This is a genomic window from Mycetocola sp. (assembly GCF_046716805.1).
Lineage (GTDB): Bacteria > Actinomycetota > Actinomycetes > Actinomycetales > Microbacteriaceae > Mycetocola_A.
Map to the genome: position 1 here is coordinate 1 of NZ_JBKJWH010000098.1, position 19,329 is coordinate 19,329.

Below are 19,329 nucleotides of genomic sequence, written 5' to 3' on the forward strand. Positions count from 1 at the left end.
CGGCTCGCGCAGTTCAGCGGCCTGGGCAACGATGCGCGGGAACTCCTGCAGGGCACCGAGCAGCGCGGATTCGGTTTCGTGCTCGAGGAGCTCGGGGACGAAGGCGCTCCGGTCGACCCCGGCGACCTCGGCGTTGCGGGCAACCGAATGCGTTCGCGCGTGGGCGTACTGCACGTAGAAGACCGGGTTGTCGTTGCTCCGCTTGCGAAGCTGCTCTGGATCGAGAGTCAGCGGGGAATCCGCCGGGTAGCGCCCGAGCGAGTAACGCAACGCGTCGGTGCCGAGCCAGGCCTGGAGATCGTCGAGCTCGATGATGTTGCCTGCACGCTTCGAAAGCTTGGCCCCGTTGACGCTGACCAGCTGTCCGATGAGGATCTCGATGTCCGTGTCCGGGTTGTCACCGGCTGCGCCGGCGAGCGCCTTGAGCCTGTGCACGTAACCGTGGTGGTCGGCGCCGAGCAGGTAGATCTTGTGCGCGAATCCCCGGTCGGACTTCGACAGGTAGTAGGCGGCATCCGCGGCGAAGTAGGTGTAGATGTTGTTTCCGCGGCGGATGACGCGGTCCTTGTCGTCACCGAAGTCGGTGGTGCGCACCCACACAGCGTCGTCCTCGTCGAAGACGTGTCCCTGCTCGCGAAGGCGGTCGACTGCCTTGTCGATGGCGCTCCGGCCGGTGGCCGGGTCCTTGGCATGGAGTTCCCGTTCCGAGAACCAGACGTCGAAGTGCACGTTGAAGCTCGACAGCGACTTCTCGATCTCGACGAGCTGCAGCTTGTAGGCGAGCTCACGGGCGGTGGCGAGGGCCTCCCCGTCTGGCAGGTCGAGGAGGTTCGGCTCGATTTCGAGCACCTGGCGGCCGAGCTCGGCGATATAGGCGCCGGGGTAGCCGCCCTCCGGGGTCTCCTCACCCTTGATGGCAGCGAGGATCGAGGCGCCGAACGTGTCCATCTGGCTGCCGGCGTCGTTGATGTAATACTCGCTCGCGATCCTCGCACCGGATGCACTCAGCACGCGGGCGATCGAGTCGCCGAGGGCGGCCCAGCGGGTGTGTCCGATGTGAAGCGGGCCGGTCGGGTTCGCTGAGACGAATTCCAGGTTGATCGACTGACCGGCGAGTGAGGCGTTGTGGCCGTACGCGTCGCCGGCTTCGACGATCACCTTCGCCAGGGCGCCGGTCGCCGCGGCGTCGAGGCGGACATTGAGGAACCCGGGACCGGCGACCTCAGCGGTCGCGACGCCGGGAACGGCGGCGATCCCCTCGGCGAGCTCAGCGGCAACCTCCTGGGGGTTGGCTCCGATCCGCTTGGCGATCCGCATGGCGACGTTCGAGGCCCAGTCGCCATGGTCGCGGTTGCGCGGACGTTCGAGGACGACGTCGTCGCGGCTGATCTCTGCCCCGGCTCCCGGTCGGCGGTTCTCCGCGAGCGGCACGACGAGTTCGAACAGGGCAGCGGCAAGGTCGTCTGGAGTCACACAAGCGATTCTATCCGGAGCCGTTGATCCGCCTCGCGCGGCGCATGCACGATCGCGCCCGTGACAGTTGTTATGGTCGGAGCATCCCCCACAGAGAGATGGATATGGCTTCCACGTTCGCGCGCACCAGCGCATTCCGCCCGCTCGCCGTCACCGCAGCAGTTCTCGGCTCACTCCTCCTGGCCGGTTGCACGCCTGCCCCGACGGCGTCCTCGTCAGGGACTCCCGCTCCCGCGGAGACGGGCCCAGCGGAAACGGCGAGCGAAACGCCGACCCCTGCGTCGACGGCAACAGCGGTTGTGAGCGAACCGGTTGACATCGGTTGTGACGCGCTGATCACGCCTGCCGACATGTACGCCTTCAACCCCAACATCAGTTTCGTCGCCGAGGCCACACCGAAGGCGGCCAGCACAGCGAGCGAGATCGCCGCGATGAAGGGTCTCACCTGCCAGTGGGCCAACAACTCGAGCAACACCACCATCGAGGTGGGCGTCGCGAAGCTCAGCGAGAAGGACCTGACCGACCTCAAGAACCGTGCGGTCACCGAGAGCAAGCAGGTTCCCACCTATGCCGCTCCCCCTGTCGAGGGTTACTTCACGGTGGTCGGCAACGAGGGCGAAGCCCAGATCTTCACGGGCTCGTACTGGGTGACCCTGCGCGCGGTCGACTTCGTCGAGCCGGGCGACGCCGAGCAGCTGGCTGAGGCTGCGATCGCGCACCTGCCGTAAACGGCATCCGGGGTGCCACCCCCGCTGCTCAGGCAGGAGGGATTCGCGGGCGCAGAATTCTGATAGTTTTGTGGAGCACGCCTTCGTAGCTCAGGGGATAGAGCGTCGGTTTCCGGTACCGCAGGTCGCAGGTTCGAATCCTGCCGAGGGCACACTTGTTTCATCACGCACGGCGAACGACCGGGGTCGCCGGGATGATCGCCGAGGGCCGCAAACTGACGTAGCGGTCTACGGAGCGGTGACGAAGTCGATGAGCTCTTCGACGCGACCGAGGAATGCCGGTTCGAGATCCGAGTAACTGCGCACCCGGCCGAGGATGGCCTGCCAGGCTCTCGCGATGTCGGCCTGGCTCTCGTTCGGCAGCCCGAGGGCGGCGCAGATTCCCCGCTTCCATTCGATCGACCGCGGAATGTCCGGCCAGGCTTTCAGGCCGACCCGCGCGGGCTTCACCGACTGCCAGACGTCGATGTACGGGTGCCCCACCACGAGCACGTTCCCGCCGTGGTTGCCGCGCATCACGGCATCCGCGATCCTGAACTCCTTCGACCCGGGAACCAGATGGTCGACGAGCACGCCCACTTTACGTTTCGGGGTCGGAGCGAAGTCGGAGATGATCGCGGCGAGGTCGTCGATGCCGCCGAGGTACTCGACGACGACACCCTCGACGCGGAGGTCGTCGCCCCAGACCTTCTCGACGAGTTCGGCGTCGTGCCTGCCCTCGACGTAGATGCGGGAGGGAAGCGCAACGCGGGCGCGCGAATCGGCGACAGCGAAGGACCCGGAGGCGGTGCGGGTCTGACCGGCCGCCTTCTTCTTCGGCGCGACGAGAATCACCGCTTTCCCGTCGATCAGGAACCCGGCGCCGAGGGGGAACACCCGGCGTTTGCCGTGTCGATCCTCGAGCTGGACGGTCTTGCCCTCGATCCCGGTGACGGCTCCGCACCATCCGGTCGAAGCCTCTTCGACGACCAGGTCGGTTATGGCCTCCTGCTCGAGCGGAGGGGGCGTCTTGCTTGCGCGCCAGTTCGTCGCCAGCACGTCGGATCCGTAACGGTCGTTGCTCACTCGGGCAAGGTTAGACCCGAATCGATGGCACAGGAGGATGCCACGCGGCGACCCCGGGAGGCTCACACGGACTGTCTGGACGCGTTCACCCGGCAACCTTAGACTCACAGGTGTTCTCCATTGACGACAGAAGGCGAGCAGATGCGGGCACGCTCACTCTGGGCTCTGACGGCTGTGACGGCCGCTCTTGTGCTTGGCACCCCTGCCGCTGCATCCGCCACGGACCCGGTCCAGCTCGGGTCGGGCCGTGTCCTTGACGAGGTGGGCGTGCTGGGCGGGTCAGACGCCGCTGAGATCGAAGCAGCCATCGACACCCTCAACGCCGATTCCGGCGCCGACCTGTGGGTGGTTTACGTCGACGAGTTCACCAACCCGAGCGACGCGGCCGAGTGGACGAACACGACGGCCGAGGCGAACGGTCTCGGCCCCTCCCAATACCTGCTCGCGGTGGCTACCGAGCAGCGCACGTATTATCTCTCGGGCGCGACCGACGGGCCGGTCAGCAACGAACAGCTCGGCGACATCGAACGGCAACTGGTCCAGCCGCGCTTGAGCGATGAGGACTGGGCCGGCGCGGCCGTGGCTGCGGCATCCGGTCTCGGCAATGCCATCGCCGGCGACGACGTTTCCTCCTCCCCTGGTGGGGACGGCGGTGTCGCGAATTCGGTGGTGTGGCTCGTCATCGGCGCGATCGTCGTCATCGGGATCATCGTGATCGCCTCCACGATGCGCAGCCGCAGGAAGAAAAAGGCTGCCATCGATGTGCGAGCCGGGGAGCCGGCCGAACTCGCCGACGTTCCGACGGTCGACCTGGAGCTGCAGGCAGGAAGTGCCCTCGTCGAGACGGACGACGCCGTGAAGACGAGCGAGGAAGAACTCGGGTTCGCGGTCGCCCAGTACGGTGAGGCAACCGTCACCGAATTCCGCTCAGCGATCGCCACAGCCAAGGAGGATCTCTCCACAGCTTTCACCATCAGGCAACGCCTCGCCGACGCCGAACCGGACACCGAGCAGCAGGTGCGCGCCTGGAACGCGGAAATCATCCGCCTCTGCCTGGACGCGAACACGGCACTCGACCAGGAGGCCGAAGCCTTCGATGAGTTGCGCCAACTGGAGAAGAATGCACCGGCCGCCGTCGCCGGGCTCCGCTCCGAGCACCAGCAGGTGACGCAGCGCCTCTCGACGGCGTCGGCGTTGCTGCAGTCCCTTTCGGCCCGGTATGACGCCGCCGCGCTGAGCACCGTCTCCGACAACATCGAGCAGGCCGATGAACGGCTGGCGTTCGCGAGTGAGAACCTCGCTGCCGCCGACGAGGACGTCGCCTCAGGCGACCTCGGTGAAGCGGCCGTCGACATCCGCGCCTCAGAGGAGGCCATCGACCAGGCATCCCTGCTTCTCGACGCGATCGACAAACTCGGAGCGGATCTCGACGCCGCCCAGCGGTCGATTGCGGATGCCGTGGGCGATCTGCGCAGTGACCTCCAGCTCGCGAAGTCTCAGCCGGACCCGGACGGGTCGCTCGTGAACGTGATCACCGCGACCGAGGCGGCGGTGGCTGAGGTGGAGCGGCGCCGGACCGGTGTGCACAACCCGCTCGACCTCCTTCGACAACTTCAGGCCGCTAACACCTCGATCGACGGGATCCTGCAACAGGTGCGGGACGCGCAGGCGCAGTTCCAGCGGGCGCAGTCCCAGCTCGGCCACGCTCTCTCGGCTGCAGGGGCACAGGTCTCAGCGGCTGAGGACTACATCACGGCTCGCCGCGGAGCGGTGGGTGCCGACGCCCGCACCCGGCTTGCCGAAGCGGGACGCAAGCTGGTGCAGGCGCAGCAACTGGCGACATCCGACCCGGTGCCAGCGCTGACCTACGCGCAGACCGCCAGCCAGCTCGCCCAGGCAGCGATCGAATCCGCGCAGGCCGATGTCTCCGGATTCGGCATGCAGTCCGGTGGGTTCGGCGTCCCCATGGGTGGCGGGATGCTGGGCGGCGGCCAGCCGTCGGGAAACGGGATGATGGGTGCCATCCTCGGCGGCATCATCATCAATTCGGTTCTCGGCGGCGGTGGTCGTTCCGGCGACGGGTTCGGTGGGGGCGGGTTCGGCGGGGGCTCCCGGGGCGGCCGCAGCGCAGGAAGTTTCGGCGGGGGCGGCACACGCTCCCGACGGGGTGGCGGCCGTTTCTGACGGCCGAAAGAGTACACAGATACCGATCGAGAGGAAGAATCCCATGACCAAGCAATCGATCTTCGGGCGCATCGCCCAACTGGCCAAAGCGAACATCAACGCACTCATCGACCAGGCCGAAGACCCCCAGCTGATGCTGGACCAGATGGTGCGTGACTACACCAACAGCATCGCTGAGGCCGAAAGCGCCATCGCCGAGACGATCGGCAACCTGCGCCTCCTCGAGGAGGACCACGCAGAAGACGTGCGCGCAGCGAGCGATTGGGGCAACAAGGCCCTCGCCGCGAGCCGCAAGGCCGACGAGTACCGTTCATCGGGCAGCGCCTCCGACGCCGACAAGTTCGACAACCTCGCGAAGGTTGCACTGCAGCGCCAGATCACCTCGGAGAACGAGGCGAAGATGGCCGAGCCGCAGATCGCCGCGCAGACGCAGGTCGTCGACCAGCTGAAGAACGGCCTCAACGCCATGAAGCAGAAGCTGGAGCAGCTCAAGTCGAAGCGCAGCGAACTCATCGCGCGCTCCAAGACCGCCGAAGCCCAGCGCAAAGTCGCGGACGCCGTCAAAAGCATCGACATCATGGACCCGACGAGCGAGGTCAGCCGCTTCGAGGACAAGATCCGTCGCGAGGAAGCCAAGGTGCGTGGCCAGCAGGAGCTCGCTGCATCGAGCCTCGACGCGCAGTTCGAGTCGCTCGAGGACATCGGTGAACTCACCGAGGTCGAGGCACGCCTCGCCGCGATGAAGTCCGGCGGCCCCTCCCCCGTCTCAGGCGGGCAGACTCAGCCCGCGGTCGAGGCGACGCAGAGCGCGCCGTACACACCCAACCAGTAACGACCGGGTTCTGACGGCCTCGCACTGCTGAGCTCGGCGGAGGGTCCAGCTGGGGAGGCGGAAGCCCTTCGACGCGGTCACTACGCGACCTGCTCAGGAACCGAGGCGCGAGGGAAGGACCTGCCGCAGGCGCGGCATCCTTCCCTCGCGTCGCACCGTGTGCGGCTTCGACCCGGGTCAGCGCCGCGGATCGACCGCGACGCGAACCGCTCCGCCTCCGCCCGAACGGCGGATGCCGTCATCGAGCTGATCGAGGCTGACAGTTTCACCGACCAGTTCCCCGAACGGCCATGACGTCCAGCGCTGGGCGATGTAGTCCACGGCAGCAGTGAGGTGATCCGCTGTGTAGTTGTGCACCCCCCGTACCGTCAGCAGGCGCCGGACGATCTGTTCAGGGTCGATCGGCACCGGTTCCGTCGGAAAGACGCTGCCGACGAGGATGATCACGCCGCCGACTGCCGCGGACGTAAAGGCTCCGACGACAGCGGCACGCGCTCCGGATGCCTCCACCACAACGTCGAATCCGTCAGGGATTCCGCTGTCGGCCAGCAGCGAGCCGATCCCGGCAGGGTCGGCGGCCGGGTCATAGCTCGCAGTCGCCCCGAATCGACGAGCGAGGGCTCGCCGCCCCGGGTCTGGATCGGCGACGACGACCCGGGCGCCCCGGTCCACGGCCATGGCGGTCGCGGTGAGCCCGATGAGCCCTGCGCCGCTGATGAGCACGGCAGCGCCGTCGAGCCGGGTGAGCCGGGATGCCGCCTCCAGAGCGGCTCGGGCTGTCGCCGTACCGCAGGTTACCGGAGCGAGCACCTCGGCCGGGATGGTTTCGGGAACCCGGACGATCGGCGTGCCGGCCAGCAAGTGCATGTGCGTAGCGAACCCGCCCGAGAGCGCCCACGCGGTCGTCACCTTCTCGTGCCCGTACTTCCTGAGCGAACGGCACTTCTGAGCCAGGCCAGACAGACACCGATCGCACTCGCCACAGCTCGCGGCGATGGACCAGACGACCCGGTCGCCGATGACGAGAGGCGTCCCGTCGACCGTCGCCGGGGTGCCGCTACCGAGGGCGACCACTCGGCCCAGCTGCTCATGTCCGAGGACCAGCGGGGCGGGCGCCGACCGCGCGCCGCGCGCCGTGTGAACGTCGGACCCGCAGATCGTGGCTAACTCGATCTCGACGAGAACCTCGAGCGGCTCAAGGGTGACACTGACGAAGGCTGCCTTCTCGTGGGGCCGGTCCGGGGCGAGCCACACCATCGCGGAAGCGGACGGTGAAAGCGGGATGCGAAGCGAGGCCACGGTTCCGACGTCGGCGTCGCCCACGAGCGTCATCGAGCGTCGACCCGGCCGGTCAGCAGCATCGGCAGGGCGGTGACGTCCTCGAGAACGGCGTCAGCGCCGGCTTCCTCGAGCAGAAAGCGGTCGTGGGCTCCGCTGAGGACCCCGACGACCAGTCCCGCGCCGGCGGAACGGCCGGAACGCACGTCGCTTGCGGTATCACCGAGCACGGCAACGGCGCTCATCGCACTGACGCGCGCCCGTAGAGCAGCGGCGAGGACAAGGTCGGGAGCTGGGCGACCGCGGCCGGCGTCGATGGGCGACAAGGCGATGTCGACGAGGTCGAGCCAGCCGAGCGCCCCCAGAATCGCGTCGCGGGTGACGGGCGCGAACCCGGTGGTCAGAGCCACCTGCACCCCGCCGGCCTGAAGCTCCCGGATGACCGTCTCGGCCCCTGGAATCTCGGTGACGCCCCCATCGGCGATGAGCTCGCCGTACGCGGTTTCGAAGGCTGCGGTGGCGCGAGCGGCTGCCTCCCGGTTTCCGTCTGCGAGGTGGGTGAAAACGTCGATCTTCGACATCCCCATGGTCCTGCGCACGTAGTCGAGCGCATCAGCCCACGGGAGGTGTGCGGCAACTCCGGTACGTTCAGCGGCCCGTTGGAAGGCCGTCTCGACAACGCCGTCGTCGCTGACGGTGGTGCCGGCCATATCGAGCACGACGAGTTCGATGCCGAGGGCGGCTCCGGCGCTCGATTCGGCGGGGGGTGTGGTGTGCAGCATTATGCTCTGCCTTTCGTTGAGAGGGTGGTTGGTGTGGAGGCGCGGCCGCCCCGGCCGGCAAGCCCGCCGAAACGTTCGGCGAGGGTGGTTTCGGCGAACCCCAGGCCCGTCGTCATCCCGATCCCCGTTGTCACGGTAAGAGCGAGGACTCCTGGTTCGGGTTCGGCGAGCAGGAATTCGTCCGGGGCACTCGCGTAAACGCCTTGCCAGCGTTCGAGTACCCGAGCCGGCGATCCGAACAACCGCTCGGTCTCGTCGAGGAGCGCGTCGGCGGTGGCCTCCTGCTGGAATGGTGAAGCGGTGACGGCTCGCTGGTGCGAGTCGCCGACCAGGACGCTTCCGTCAGGCAGCTGCGTGTACATCTGGTTGAGATCGATGGCGGCGAGATCCGGTCGCTGTGAGTGCAATCGTTCTCGCACCGCCGTTGCTTCCGGCAGGGTCGAGAACGCGCGATAACGGATGAGGGACCACCCGGTCAGAAGTGGAGCGGCCAACGGCCGGGCGAGCGGAATGTCGGCCCGCAGCATGTCCAGTGAGCATCGGACGACCCCGCGGGATTCGGCGAGGGCGGGAAAAAGCTGGTCGACGTCGTGGTTGACGGCGACCACGACGGTGTCGGCGCTGATAGCACCTCGGCTCGTGTCGACCGTGCCGGTGTGAACCCTCCCGACGGAGGTTCGCATCCGGAATTCGACCCCGAGCGACGCAAGGTGACCGGCGATCGCCGTCGCGGCGCTCCGGGGGTTTGTTTGCAGGTCGTACGGCAGGACGGCCCCTCCGGCGAGGCCTGCCCGGAGCACCGGGGTCATCCCGGCCATTTCGTCGGCGTCGACCACGCGAATCTCCGGCTGGTCCCCGAACCCTGACGCCGGGCGAGCTGCCGCCGCCTCGAGCAGGGCCAACTCGTCCGGGTGCCTGGCGACGACATGGGTCCCGGACGGTCGGAGCCAGAACCCGGCGTCCCGCGCGAGGCGGAGCCACAGCTCGCGAGCAGCGAGCCCGTAGCGGAGCGCATCGCCGGTTTGCGGTGTGAAGCACAGGTGCCCGAAGTTGCGGATGGTGGCGCCGACGGGCTCTGTGGTGCGGTCGACCACGACGACCCGGAGCCCCCGCCGAACCGCGGCGTAGGCCGCCCCGAGGCCGACGATACCCGAACCGACGACGACCACGTCGAAACGCCCGCTCAACGGAACACCCGCCGCATCCACATCGCGAGTCCCTCGACGACCAGCACGGTCACGAGGATCATCAGCACGATGGCGGTCACCATCGCGTAGTTCGAGCCCTGCCCGGCGTTCAGCAGGTAGTAGCCGATGCCGCCTCCACCGACGATCCCGAGCAGCGTCGCCGCCCGGATGTTGGTGTCGAGGAGATAGAACGAATGGCCGAGGATCGCGCGGGCGGACTGCGGAAGCGTGGCGCCCGCGTAGATCTGGAGCCTGGTCGCGCCGGTGGCGGTGAGTGCGCGTTCCGGTCCGCTGTCGACCTCCTCGAGTGAGTCGGCGATGAGTTTGCCGAGCAGCCCGATCCCGCCGACCGCGAGCGCGATCGTGCCGGCCTGGGTGCCGAGACCGGTGATCACGATGAGCACGATCGCGAGGATCAGCTCGGGGATGCCGCGCACGGCGACGAGGAAGAGACGGAACCCACCGCGGGCGCCCCGGGTCGGAGCGACATTCCGGGCGGCGAGCGAACCGACGACGATCGAGGCGACGACGGTGAGCAGGGCGGCCGCGAGCGCAATCACGATCGTCTCGCGCATGGCCTCGACCATGATCGCGACGTCGTAGTTGCCGAACGACGGCGGCCAGAACTGCACGGCGACCGCGGGGATCCTGGCCCAGAACGTTCCAAAATCTGACCAGCGGATGTCGCTCACGGCGACGGACGCGACGATCACGGCCACGGCAAGAACGCCGGCGAGAGCGTTGCGCAGTCGCGTTGGAGTCCAGGGCCGGCGGAGCGCTGCCTGTGGGGTCGACGCCGCTGAGGCGATGGTCACCTGGGCAGGCGCGGCCCGGCGTGGGTGCAGGCGGCGCAGCATCCGGTCGAATGGTCCGGACGCGGTGTTCCTGGTGCCGAGCATGGCCGACCGGATTCCGCTGGAGACGATCTCCATCGCGACGCAGAGCACGAAAATGACAAGAGCGATGCCGAGTCCGCGGCCGTAGTCGAGGGATTTGAACGCGTGCGACATCTCGAGCCCGAGTCCGGCGACGCCGACGTAGCCGAGGATGACGGATCCGCGCAGGTTGATGTCGTTGCGATGGAGGACGGTGGCGACCCAGGATGGCAGCACCTGTGGCAGCACCCCGGAGGCGAACTGCTGGAACCGGGTGCCGCCCGCCGCGCGAATGGCAAGCCGCGGGCCTTCGTCGATCTGCTCGATGGCATCGGCGAACATCTTCGAGATCATGCCGACCGAATGGATGCCGATCGCCAGGATGCCCGGGAGGGAGCCGAGGGAGAACATGAGCACAAAGACCATGGCGAGGATGACGTCGGGTACGGCCCGCGCGAGGACGCCGAGGAACCGCGCGACACCTCGCCAGGCGTGCCCGGGAGTCGTGTTGGATGCCGCCAGGTAGGCAAGCGGGACAGACAGCACCGCGGCGAGGAGCGTTCCGACGAGGACGAGACCGAGCGTTTGCGCGATCAGCGCGACGAGCTCCGCCGGTTCGGGGAGCGTGATTGCTCCGACCCGGACAAAGAACCGCTCCGCGTTGAACCAGCTCTGGACCATCCCTGGCAGGGAGATGTCGATCTCGGCCAAGGCGCCGACCATGATCGCGACGAGGGCGCCCAAAGTCAGGACGGCGGCGATGCGCTCCGGTGAGCGGCGCGGGCGGGGGGCGCGATCCGCGACGCTTCCAATCGCGGCGAGCGACGACGCCCGCGGCGTCAGGGTCGCGGTCACAGCGCGGCCGTCCCTGACAACAGCTCAGTGTGAAGGGCTTCGAGTTCGCTCGTGGTCGTTGCGACGCGCCCGTAGATCTCCATGACCTCTGCCTTGGAAAGACCGGCGGCAGGGGTGTCGAGCACGACGGCACCGTGGCGGAGACCCACGATGCGATCAGCCCAGGCGATGGCGAGGTCGACCTGGTGCAAACTGCAGACGACGGTGAGTCCCTGCTCTGACGCGATCTCGCGGATGAGCGCCATCACCTGGTCGCTCGACTCCGGGTCGAGCGATGCGACAGGCTCGTCGGCGAGCAGGATGCTCGGGTTCTGCATCAGGGCGCGGGCGATCGCCACGCGCTGTTGCTGGCCACCCGAGAGGGTGTCCGCACGCTGATAGGCGTGCTGGAGGAGCCCCACCCGGTCAAGGTGCTGCAGGGCTCGCAGCTTCTTCGACTTCGGGTAGCTCCACAGGCCGAGCCGAGGGCCGCGGAGTTCGGCGAGCGCACCGGTCAGCACGTTCTCGAGCACCGACAGCGAAGGCACCAGCTCGAACTGCTGGAAAATGAAACCGACCCGGCTGCGCAGCGAGCGCAGCCGCCGGCCGGTGAGCGCCGGCACGTCCTCGCCCAGAACATTCACCGATCCGGTCGTGGGATTCTCGAGGGCGTCGAGATGGCGGAGGAGGGTCGACTTGCCCGACCCGGAGAGTCCGAGGAGCACCACGATCTCGCCGCGGCGGACCGTGAGCGACACGCCGTCGAGCGCGGTCGTCGCACCGAAGTGCTTCGTGAGTTCGGTGAGCTCGACCACGGTCTCGGTCGCGGTGGAAGGTGATGTCATCGGATTCTCCAGGTGGGTCGGGGGTCAGGGAAGCAGGGTCAGCCCTGGCACTGCGTGGCCTTGGTGGCTTTGCAGAGGTCGCGGATCTGGTCGTAGTACGCGTCGTCGACAGGCGCGGTGGCGTAAAAGACGCTTCGGAAGCCGTCGGAGTCGGCGCCATCGATGCCTGCAGCGATGATGTCGTCGATCGTGACCTCGGAGAGAAGGTCGCGGAGCTGCTTTTTCATGTCGTCGGGAAGTGTGTCCGATTCGACGATGGGTGCGCCGGGCACCATCGTCTCCCCGATGACCTTCACCTGGTCAGACTTCTCGACCTCACTGTCTTCAGCGAAGCCGGCCTCGCACTCGACCCCTTCAGCGACCTTCTGCACGCTGACGTCGTGCTTGCCCGCGAAGACCGGCGTGACGTCCGTCGTGGGGTCGATGCCGGCCTCGAGGAGGTTGTACGAGGGGAAAAGGTATCCGGAGGTGGAGGACGGGTCGACGAAGCAGACCTTCTTGCCCTTCAGGTCGGCGATCTCGGTGATGTCGCTACCGATCGGGACGATGGCCTGGGAGTAGTAACCCGGCTCCTGGCCCTCGGCTTCGATGATCGACGAGATCGGGGTCAGCTTTGCGCCGTTGTTCAGAGCGGTCACGTAGGAGAACCCGGCGAGCGAGGCGACGTCGATCTGACCGGCGATCGCAGCCTCGATGAGCACGGCGTAGTCGGTCGACTCGTGGTACTCGACGGTCTTGCCCGTCTCCTGGGCGATGTAGTCCATGAGCGGCTGGTAGTTGGTCTCGGTGTCGACAGAGTCCGGGACGACGCCGAAGACGAGGGTGTTCTCGTCGACAGCGAATCCGGATGCCGCGGCGGCATCCGATTCAAGGGAGGCGTTGCCGGAACAACCGGCGAGCGCGAGGGCGCCGGCGACGGCGACGGCCGTGAGGGAGAGGGATGCGCGGGACTTCATGATTGCCTTTCGGGGGAGGGCTGGGGGAATGAAAGAAGCCTGACAGACCATTTCGCGACATGTATACCTATCTAGCTGGTGTTCATTACTTGTTCACCTATGTTCCGTCTCGATGAACTCGTGAGTGTTGTCCGTGGCCTGCTTATGCGGCATCCCGAGGGCGAGTAGGGTTCCTATGTGACCGACGTTATGTACACGCGAATTGCCGATGACCTGCGCGAGTCGATTCTCAGTGGACGGCTTGCGCCCGGGGACGAGGTTCCGACGGAGGGCGAACTGGCGGCGCAGTGGAATACCTCCCGAGGTCCGATCCGCAATGCCCTTGCTGCGCTCCGCAACGAGGGACTGATCGAGACGACACGCGGCCGGCCCAGCCGGGTGATCAAACGGAAGGCCCACCAGCCGGTCGACGTCTCGATTCCGTTCACGAAGTGGGCGACGCAGATGGGCGCGAATCCCGGGGCGCTCACCCAGCAGGTGAGCCTTCGCCGATCCGACGCTGCCACGTCCGGACTCCTCGGAATCCCGGAAGGCGAGTACGTTGTCGACGTGCTTCGACTTCGCACCCTCGACGGCAGGCCGACCATGCTCGAGCGTCTGACCTATATCGAGCCGGCCGGCCGTCATCTCTTCGACGTCGACCTCGACACCGTCTCGATCACCGAATTCCTCGCTTCCCGAGGCTGGACCTACGCCGATGTCGACCATGAGATCGATGCCATCGCTGCCGACCCGACCGACGCATCGCTGCTCGGAGTCGATGAAGGCACCCCCATTCTGCGACTGCACCGCATCACGCGGGACGCCGCGGGCCGCACCTTCGAAACCTCAGACGACAGGTATCGGAGCGACATCGTCCGGTTCACCGTCTCTGCATCGGGTCGACGCCTGGACGGTGATCGCTTCATCCGGCCCCTCGGGAGCTGAGGTCCGCTTCCCAACCTTCGCCGGGCCCTCAGCTATAGCCCGTTCACAGCGCCAGCAGCACGACTCCGCCGACGACGACAACGGATGCGGCGACCCGGCGGACTGCCGCACCCTCCCGCAGGACCATCGCGCCGAAGAGCGAAACCAGCACGACGCTGACCTCGCGGATGGGCGCGACGAGGGCAACCGGTGCCATCGTGACGGCGGTGAGGATGAGGATGTACGACAGCGGCGAGAAGACGCCGAAGGCGAGGATCCGCGGCCAATGCGCCCTGGCCACTGACGCGAGCTCGCTCCGCCGCTGGACGACCCAGGGGGCGTAGAGCACGATCTCAACAAGCGTGCAGCCCACCATGAAAGCCACAGGCGCCAGCCCCCAGGTGCGGAGGGCGTGTGCGTCCCAGATTGTGTATGTGGCGATGGCGACCCCGGTCAGCACACCGAAGACGATGCTCGGATCGAGCCGACGGCGCGGCGCATGCCGTGTCGGTGACCGGCGATCGATCAACCCGGTTGCGACGACTCCGAGGACGATGATGGCGACGCCGACGACCGCAGGCGGCGCAATCCGCTCCCCGAGCAGAAGGACGGCCAGCAGCGCGCTCAACGCCGGGCCGGTCCCGCGGGCGGTGGCGTAGACGGTCGAGAGCCGGCCACGGGCATAGCCCTGCTGCAGCACGAGCATGTAGATCACATGGAGGACCCCGGATACTCCGGCACCAGCGACGAAGCCGCCAAGAGCATCCGCACCGCCGTTACCCAACCCGCCAGTCAGCGGAATGAGCGGCGCCCAGATCACCGTGCTTGCGACGGCTCCCCACCACAGGAAAGGCAGGCCGACCCGGCTCACCCCGTGGGCGAGGACGTTCCATGTCGCATGGCACACAGCGGCGGAGAGAACGAGCAGGAGAGCGAAAACAGACACGGCGGACCCTTCCGTCGGCGCGAGGGCGCACGACGAGGTCCTCCAGGCTTCTATCCCTTGAGATGACGACCCGCCGATGGCGGTGAGCCGTGGCGCCGCTCGAACCAGACGGACGATGTTCGTCCCGGAACCCTAGGCGCTGTCGAGGCGACCTTAGCACCCGCCTGTGAACGCTCAGCGACCAGGACGGATGGCGCACCCAATGCCGATCACGCGCGCTCGAGGACGGCACCCGACTGAGCGGCGAGGCCGTCGAGCAGCACACGCAGCTGCCCGACCGGGGCGAGCAGCGCCTCGGGGTGCCACTGCACGCCCGTGATCGGAAGAGTGTCGTGCTCGATCGCTTCGATGTGACCGTCGTGGGCCCAGCCGACAGCACGAAGGCCTGAACCGAGCCGGTCGACGACCTGGTGATGCGCGCTCTGCACAACGATGTGGTCGCGACCGAACCGCTCGCCGAGGTTGCTGCCCGGCTCGAGCCGGACGGGGTGTTCGACGAGCGCGTACTCGACGGGCAGGTCGATGTTCCGGTGCCCGGCGTCTTCGACGTGCTGCAGAAGGGAGCCGCCGAGGGCGACGTTGATGATCTGATGGCCCCGGCAGATGCCGAGGACCGGGAGGCGACGAGAGACCGCCAGCCGGACCAGGGAGATCTGGGCGGCATCCGCCACCTCGAAGTGGTGACCTTCGCCCTCGTACCCGCGCGCACCGTCGTAGAACTGCGGGTCGATGTCTTCGCCGCCCATGATGACAACGGCATCCGCGTTCTCGGCTGCGTGCAGCAGCCCGTCGACGCCGAGGTCGGCGGCTGAGACCTGGGACACATCCCAGCCGGAAGCGCGGGCATCAGCGGCCGCCCGGTCGATCATGGTGCGCACGTAGGCGTCATAGGCCGGAGAGTGCTCGCGCTGGGCGGTTACTTCGACCATGAGGAGGCGGCGATCGCCGGCGTGTTCGGTCATGCCTGCCCCTTCCGCTGGTTCGGTGTCAAGGAACCATTCTGCCTTGCTCGGGCCCCGTGATGCCATGCGCGCTGCAACAGGCAGCAATACTCGCGCGAATGGCGAGCCGACCTCGCGCCCCGCACGCGAAAACCGGGATACTAAGACAATGGCGACTTTCGTGGTTGTGCCCGCATGGCAGGGTTCCGGTTCCTCTCGCGCGATGCGCCTCATCGACGGGGCTGAGGCGATCCGCGGGGACCTCCCCTCCTCCGCCACCTCCCTCGTCGATGTACCCGCCGAGGCCGGCGAGTCACTCGAGACCGGAGTGAACCGCCTGTCGTCGCTTCGCATCATCCGGGAACGCCAGGATGCCGCTCTTCGCGCGGCGATCGCTCCGGTCATCACCGTCGGCGGCGGATGCTCCGTTGAACTCGCTGCCGTCGACTCCGTTCTCTCGGCGAGCGACGACACGTGCGTTCTCTGGTTCGACGCCCACCCCGACCTGAACACTCCTGAGGACTCCCCCTCCGGATCGTTCGACGGCATGGTGCTGCGTGCGCTGATCGGCGAAGGCATTCCGGAACTGTCGCCGAAGACCCCGCTCGCACCCGAACGCCTCGTGATCATCGGCGCCCGAGACATCGACCCCGGCGAACAGGCCCGTCTCGACAGCTCGCCGATCCGCACGTTGTCCGTTGAGGACGCGACGCCGGCCGCCCTGGTCGACGCGGTGACGGCATCCGGGGCCAAACGGGTCTATGTGCACGTCGACCTCGACGTGCTCGACCCCGCCGACATCGCCGGCACCGACTGGGCCGAACCGTTCGGGCTCCCGGCCGCGACGCTCGTCGAACTGATCGGCGCCGTCCGGGCCGAGTTCGAACTCGCCGGAGCAGGCATCACCGGTTTCGCCCCGGCTAGTGCGACTCATGCCGTCGATGACCTCGGCACCATCCTGAGAATCCTCGGCGCGCTCGCACGCTGAGAATGCCGGCGACTCGACCGGCCCGGTAGCCTCGGAGCATGACCGACATCGCGCGCCAGCCTCGGAACGATCGATGAAGCGGATGCTCTTCGACTCTCCGCTCAGCCGCCTCGGCTACCTCTACGCCAACCTCATCGGCCTGATCTGGGGATCGATCTGGTCGACCGGGCGGGTGCAACGGCGTAACGGGCTGTGGGTGTTCACGGGGATGCCGAGTTGGACGTTCGGTCGAGGCGGTTCGTGTGTCGGCGGTTGTTACCTCACCCGGACGAACGTCTCCGACGACGTGCTCGAGCACGAAGCCGTGCACAAACGTCAGTGGCAGCGGTACGGCATGCTGTTCCCCCTGCTCTACCTCGCGGCGGGCACCAATCCGCTGCGGAACCGGTTCGAGATCGAGGCCGGCCTGGAGAAAGGCGGTTATCTTCGATCGGCCAGACGCGGACGCCTGAAGGCGCGCTCATGACCTTTCAGCTCGGGGTCTACAGCTTCGGTGACATCCCGACCGACCCGTCGACGGGCATGCTGGTGTCGCCGGAGCAGCAGCTCAGGGAGACAATCGAACGGATCCGCCTCGCCGACGAGGCAGGACTGGACTGGTTCGGTATCGGCGAACACCACCGCCCGGAGTATTCGATCAGCTCCCCGGCGACCGTTCTGGCAGCAGCGGCGGCTGTGACGAAAAGCATCCGTCTTTCCAGCGCGGTGACGGTTCTGTCGACCGAGGACCCGGTGCGGGTCTTCCAGCAATTCGCAACCATCGACCTGCTGAGCGGCGGTCGGGTCGAGCTCGCAGCCGGTCGTGGTTCGTTCATCGAGTCGTTCCCGTTGTTCGGGGCAAGCCTCGCCGACTACGACGACCTGTACGAAGAGAAGCTGGGTCTGCTGCTCGAGCTTAACGCGAACGAGCGAGTCACCTGGCGCGGACGGTTCCGCCCGGCCCTCGACGACGCGCTCATCCTGCCGCGCCCGCATCACGACAAGCTCGACATCTGGATCGCCACCGGGGGCAACCCTGAGTCGTCGATGCGCGCCGGTTACCTCGGTCTGCCGATCAACTATGCGGTCATCGGGGGCTATCCGGAGCAGTTCGCGCCGCTGGCAGCGCTGTACCGGGAGTCTGCCCACAAGGCCGGGCACGAGGCATCCGCCCTGAAAGTAGCCGTCTCAGGGCCGGGCTTCGTTGCGCCGACGAGCCAGGAGGCGAAGGACACGCTTTTTCCGTACTGGAAGGCGTCGATGACGAAGATCGCGGCCGAACGCGGGTTCACGGCTCCGAGTCGGCTCGGCTACGACACGCAGACGGCCCGGCGCGGAGCGATCTTCGCCGGAAGCCCGAATGAGGTGGCCGACAAGATCGTCGCGCTGCACGGCCATCTCGGCTACGACCGCCACTGCCTCCAGATGGACTGGTCTGGTGTGCCGCACGCCCTCGTGATGCGTTCGATCGAGTTGTTCGCCGCCGAGGTGCTGCCCCAGGTTCGGGCTGCTCTCGACTAGACCTCTCAGTCGAGGTCGCCCTCAGTCGAGGTCGTCCGGGTCGCGCCCGGTGCGCTCTCCAGAGGCGAGGGTGGCGATCCCGGCCAGATCGACGTCGTCGAGTTCGAAGCCGAAGACATCGATGTTTTCAGCGATGCGCGACGGTGTCATCGACTTGGGAATGACGACGTTGCCCAGCTGAAGGTGCCAGCGGATCACCACTCGTGCCGGGCTGACACCGTGCTTCTCCGCGATCAGGTCGAGGGTGGGGTTGTTGAGAATGCCGCCGCGGGCCAACGGCGACCAGGCCTCCGTCACGATGCCGTTCGAATCATGGAACGCACGGGCCTCCCGTTGCGGCAGCCACGGGTGCAGCTCGATCTGGTTGACGGCAGGCACGATGCCGGTTTCGGCGAAGAGCCGATCCAGGTGGTGCGGGTGGAAGTTGCTGACCCCGATCGAGGTCACCCGCCCTTCGGTCTGGAGCCGCTCGAGCGCACGCCAGGTCTCGACGTACCGGTCCTGCGTCGGTGCCGGCCAGTGGATGAGATACAGATCGAGCACATCGAGCCCGAGCAGGTCCATGCTGAGCTCGAACGCCCGCATGGTGCTGTCGAAGCCGTGGTCCGAGTTCCAGACCTTCGTGGTGACGAAGAGCTCGTCCCGGTCGATGCCCGACCGTCGGATGCCCTCCCCCACACCGCGCTCGTTGGCGTACAGGGCGGCCGTGTCGAGGTGACGGTAGCCGGCGTCGATCGCGGTGGTGACGACATCCACGACGGAACCCTCCGGCACTTTGTAGAGCCCGAGCCCCAGTTGCGGGATGGTGTGGCCGTCGTTCAGGGCGAGTGCAGGAAGGTCGGAGAACATGGCCCTATTATCGCGGGAATGGCATCGTTCCGGACTCAGCGACTTATCCACAGATTTCGAACACACCTTCTAATGTCGGTCGCGTTTTGGTAGACTGGGGGCATGGCGAAGAGGTCAGAGCAGGTCCGCGAAGTCGCACTCAGTGTGTGCGACCGGCTGG

At 67.2% G+C, this 19,329-nt stretch carries 18 protein-coding genes and 1 tRNA gene; 8 read left to right on the forward strand and 11 right to left on the reverse strand.

What is annotated here, in order from left to right; translation table 11 throughout:
* On the reverse strand, positions 1-1,473 hold a 1,473-nt coding region (locus ACLQ62_RS07920; RefSeq protein WP_411721101.1), incomplete at its 3' end, for an arginine--tRNA ligase.
* A 104-nt stretch (positions 1,474-1,577) separates the two neighbouring features.
* On the opposite strand from ACLQ62_RS07920, the gene ACLQ62_RS07925 reads away from it, so the two are divergent.
* Together ACLQ62_RS07925 and ACLQ62_RS07930 are read left to right on the forward strand one after the other, a co-directional pair.
* Complete coding sequence (locus ACLQ62_RS07925; RefSeq protein WP_411721102.1) at positions 1,578-2,201, forward strand: arginyl-tRNA synthetase; 624 nt, start codon at positions 1,578-1,580, stop codon at positions 2,199-2,201.
* A gap of 79 nt (positions 2,202-2,280) precedes the next feature.
* A tRNA-Arg gene (locus ACLQ62_RS07930) sits at positions 2,281-2,353 on the forward strand.
* A gap of 76 nt (positions 2,354-2,429) precedes the next feature.
* Here ACLQ62_RS07930 and ACLQ62_RS07935 read toward each other — a convergent pair.
* Positions 2,430-3,266 (reverse strand): DUF3097 domain-containing protein, encoded by an 837-nt coding sequence (locus tag ACLQ62_RS07935; protein ID WP_411721103.1) that lies wholly within the window; start codon positions 3,264-3,266, stop codon positions 2,430-2,432.
* A 141-nt stretch (positions 3,267-3,407) separates the two neighbouring features.
* Here ACLQ62_RS07935 and ACLQ62_RS07940 point away from each other — a divergent pair, with 141 nt between their 5' ends.
* Positions 3,408-5,450 (forward strand): TPM domain-containing protein, encoded by a 2,043-nt coding sequence (locus ACLQ62_RS07940; protein ID WP_411721104.1) that lies wholly within the window; start codon positions 3,408-3,410, stop codon positions 5,448-5,450.
* Positions 5,451-5,493: 43 nt separating this feature from the next.
* Entirely contained in the window at positions 5,494-6,282 is a 789-nt protein-coding gene (locus ACLQ62_RS07945) for a PspA/IM30 family protein (RefSeq protein ID WP_411721105.1), read from the forward strand.
* Positions 6,283-6,459: 177 nt separating this feature from the next.
* On the opposite strand, the gene ACLQ62_RS07950 is transcribed toward ACLQ62_RS07945, so the two are convergent.
* From ACLQ62_RS07950 to ACLQ62_RS07975, 6 genes are read right to left on the reverse strand one after another with little or no spacing between them, the layout of a single operon-like run.
* Positions 6,460-7,614, reverse strand: coding sequence for a zinc-binding dehydrogenase (locus ACLQ62_RS07950; RefSeq protein ID WP_411721106.1), 1,155 nt, complete (start codon positions 7,612-7,614; stop codon positions 6,460-6,462).
* A complete protein-coding gene (locus ACLQ62_RS07955; protein ID WP_411721107.1) occupies positions 7,611-8,342 on the reverse strand; it encodes an HAD family hydrolase in 732 nt (243 codons plus the stop codon). The genes ACLQ62_RS07950 and ACLQ62_RS07955 overlap by 4 nt, the downstream gene beginning before the upstream one ends.
* Complete coding sequence (locus tag ACLQ62_RS07960) at positions 8,342-9,529, reverse strand: TIGR03364 family FAD-dependent oxidoreductase (protein WP_411721108.1); 1,188 nt, start codon at positions 9,527-9,529, stop codon at positions 8,342-8,344. The genes ACLQ62_RS07955 and ACLQ62_RS07960 overlap by 1 nt, the downstream gene beginning before the upstream one ends.
* A complete protein-coding gene (locus ACLQ62_RS07965; protein WP_411721109.1) occupies positions 9,526-11,259 on the reverse strand; it encodes a PhnE/PtxC family ABC transporter permease in 1,734 nt (577 codons plus the stop codon). Before ACLQ62_RS07965 ends, ACLQ62_RS07960 begins: the two co-directional genes overlap by 4 nt.
* Positions 11,256-12,083, reverse strand: a complete 828-nt coding sequence (phnC, locus tag ACLQ62_RS07970; RefSeq protein WP_411721110.1) for a phosphonate ABC transporter ATP-binding protein — start codon at positions 12,081-12,083, stop codon at positions 11,256-11,258. Before phnC ends, ACLQ62_RS07965 begins: the two co-directional genes overlap by 4 nt.
* A gap of 38 nt (positions 12,084-12,121) precedes the next feature.
* Positions 12,122-13,039 (reverse strand): phosphate/phosphite/phosphonate ABC transporter substrate-binding protein, encoded by a 918-nt coding sequence (locus ACLQ62_RS07975; protein ID WP_411721111.1) that lies wholly within the window; start codon positions 13,037-13,039, stop codon positions 12,122-12,124.
* A gap of 177 nt (positions 13,040-13,216) precedes the next feature.
* On the opposite strand from ACLQ62_RS07975, the gene ACLQ62_RS07980 reads away from it, so the two are divergent.
* Positions 13,217-13,966: a GntR family transcriptional regulator gene (locus ACLQ62_RS07980; RefSeq protein ID WP_411721112.1), complete on the forward strand. Its 750-nt coding sequence runs from the start codon at positions 13,217-13,219 to the stop codon at positions 13,964-13,966.
* 43 nt (positions 13,967-14,009) lie between these two features.
* Here the strand turns inward: ACLQ62_RS07980 and ACLQ62_RS07985 are convergent, their stop codons facing one another.
* Both ACLQ62_RS07985 and ACLQ62_RS07990 read right to left on the reverse strand, forming a co-directional pair.
* The gene (locus ACLQ62_RS07985) at positions 14,010-14,891 is read right to left on the reverse strand and encodes an EamA family transporter (protein ID WP_411721113.1); all 882 of its coding nucleotides are present in this window, start codon (positions 14,889-14,891) and stop codon (positions 14,010-14,012) included.
* A 209-nt stretch (positions 14,892-15,100) separates the two neighbouring features.
* Positions 15,101-15,853, reverse strand: coding sequence for a gamma-glutamyl-gamma-aminobutyrate hydrolase family protein (locus ACLQ62_RS07990; RefSeq protein ID WP_411721114.1), 753 nt, complete (start codon positions 15,851-15,853; stop codon positions 15,101-15,103).
* On the opposite strand from ACLQ62_RS07990, the gene ACLQ62_RS07995 reads away from it, so the two are divergent.
* The 3 genes from ACLQ62_RS07995 (at position 15,852) to ACLQ62_RS08005 (ending at position 18,320) form a co-directional block, all read left to right on the forward strand.
* Positions 15,852-16,820 (forward strand): arginase family protein, encoded by a 969-nt coding sequence (locus tag ACLQ62_RS07995; RefSeq protein ID WP_411721115.1) that lies wholly within the window; start codon positions 15,852-15,854, stop codon positions 16,818-16,820. The two genes, ACLQ62_RS07990 and ACLQ62_RS07995, sit on opposite strands and share 2 nt — an antisense overlap.
* Before the next feature lie 73 nt (positions 16,821-16,893).
* A complete protein-coding gene (locus tag ACLQ62_RS08000; RefSeq protein ID WP_411721116.1) occupies positions 16,894-17,286 on the forward strand; it encodes a Fe-S oxidoreductase in 393 nt (130 codons plus the stop codon).
* On the forward strand, positions 17,283-18,320 hold the full coding sequence (locus ACLQ62_RS08005; protein WP_411721117.1) for an LLM class flavin-dependent oxidoreductase: 1,038 nt from the start codon (positions 17,283-17,285) through the stop codon (positions 18,318-18,320). Before ACLQ62_RS08000 ends, ACLQ62_RS08005 begins: the two co-directional genes overlap by 4 nt.
* 21 nt (positions 18,321-18,341) lie before the next feature.
* Here the strand turns inward: ACLQ62_RS08005 and ACLQ62_RS08010 are convergent, their stop codons facing one another.
* Positions 18,342-19,169, reverse strand: a complete 828-nt coding sequence (locus ACLQ62_RS08010; protein ID WP_411721118.1) for an aldo/keto reductase — start codon at positions 19,167-19,169, stop codon at positions 18,342-18,344.
* Positions 19,170-19,329: the final 160 nt, after the last annotated feature.

Coding starts and splice junctions, on each gene's coding strand:
- ACLQ62_RS07925 (WP_411721102.1), top strand. CDS start 1,578: ATGGCTTCCACGTTCGCGCGCACCAGCGCATTCCGCCCGCTCGCCGTC.
- ACLQ62_RS07940 (WP_411721104.1), top strand. CDS start 3,408: ATGCGGGCACGCTCACTCTGGGCTCTGACGGCTGTGACGGCCGCTCTT.
- ACLQ62_RS07945 (WP_411721105.1), top strand. CDS start 5,494: ATGACCAAGCAATCGATCTTCGGGCGCATCGCCCAACTGGCCAAAGCG.
- ACLQ62_RS07950 (WP_411721106.1), bottom strand. CDS start 7,614: ATGACGCTCGTGGGCGACGCCGACGTCGGAACCGTGGCCTCGCTTCGC.
- ACLQ62_RS07955 (WP_411721107.1), bottom strand. CDS start 8,342: ATGCTGCACACCACACCCCCCGCCGAATCGAGCGCCGGAGCCGCCCTC.
- phnC (WP_411721110.1), bottom strand. CDS start 12,083: ATGACATCACCTTCCACCGCGACCGAGACCGTGGTCGAGCTCACCGAA.
- ACLQ62_RS07975 (WP_411721111.1), bottom strand. CDS start 13,039: ATGAAGTCCCGCGCATCCCTCTCCCTCACGGCCGTCGCCGTCGCCGGC.
- ACLQ62_RS07995 (WP_411721115.1), top strand. CDS start 15,852: ATGCCTGCCCCTTCCGCTGGTTCGGTGTCAAGGAACCATTCTGCCTTG.
- ACLQ62_RS07990 (WP_411721114.1), bottom strand. CDS start 15,853: ATGACCGAACACGCCGGCGATCGCCGCCTCCTCATGGTCGAAGTAACC.
- ACLQ62_RS08000 (WP_411721116.1), top strand. CDS start 16,894: ATGAAGCGGATGCTCTTCGACTCTCCGCTCAGCCGCCTCGGCTACCTC.
- ACLQ62_RS08005 (WP_411721117.1), top strand. CDS start 17,283: ATGACCTTTCAGCTCGGGGTCTACAGCTTCGGTGACATCCCGACCGAC.
- ACLQ62_RS08010 (WP_411721118.1), bottom strand. CDS start 19,169: ATGTTCTCCGACCTTCCTGCACTCGCCCTGAACGACGGCCACACCATC.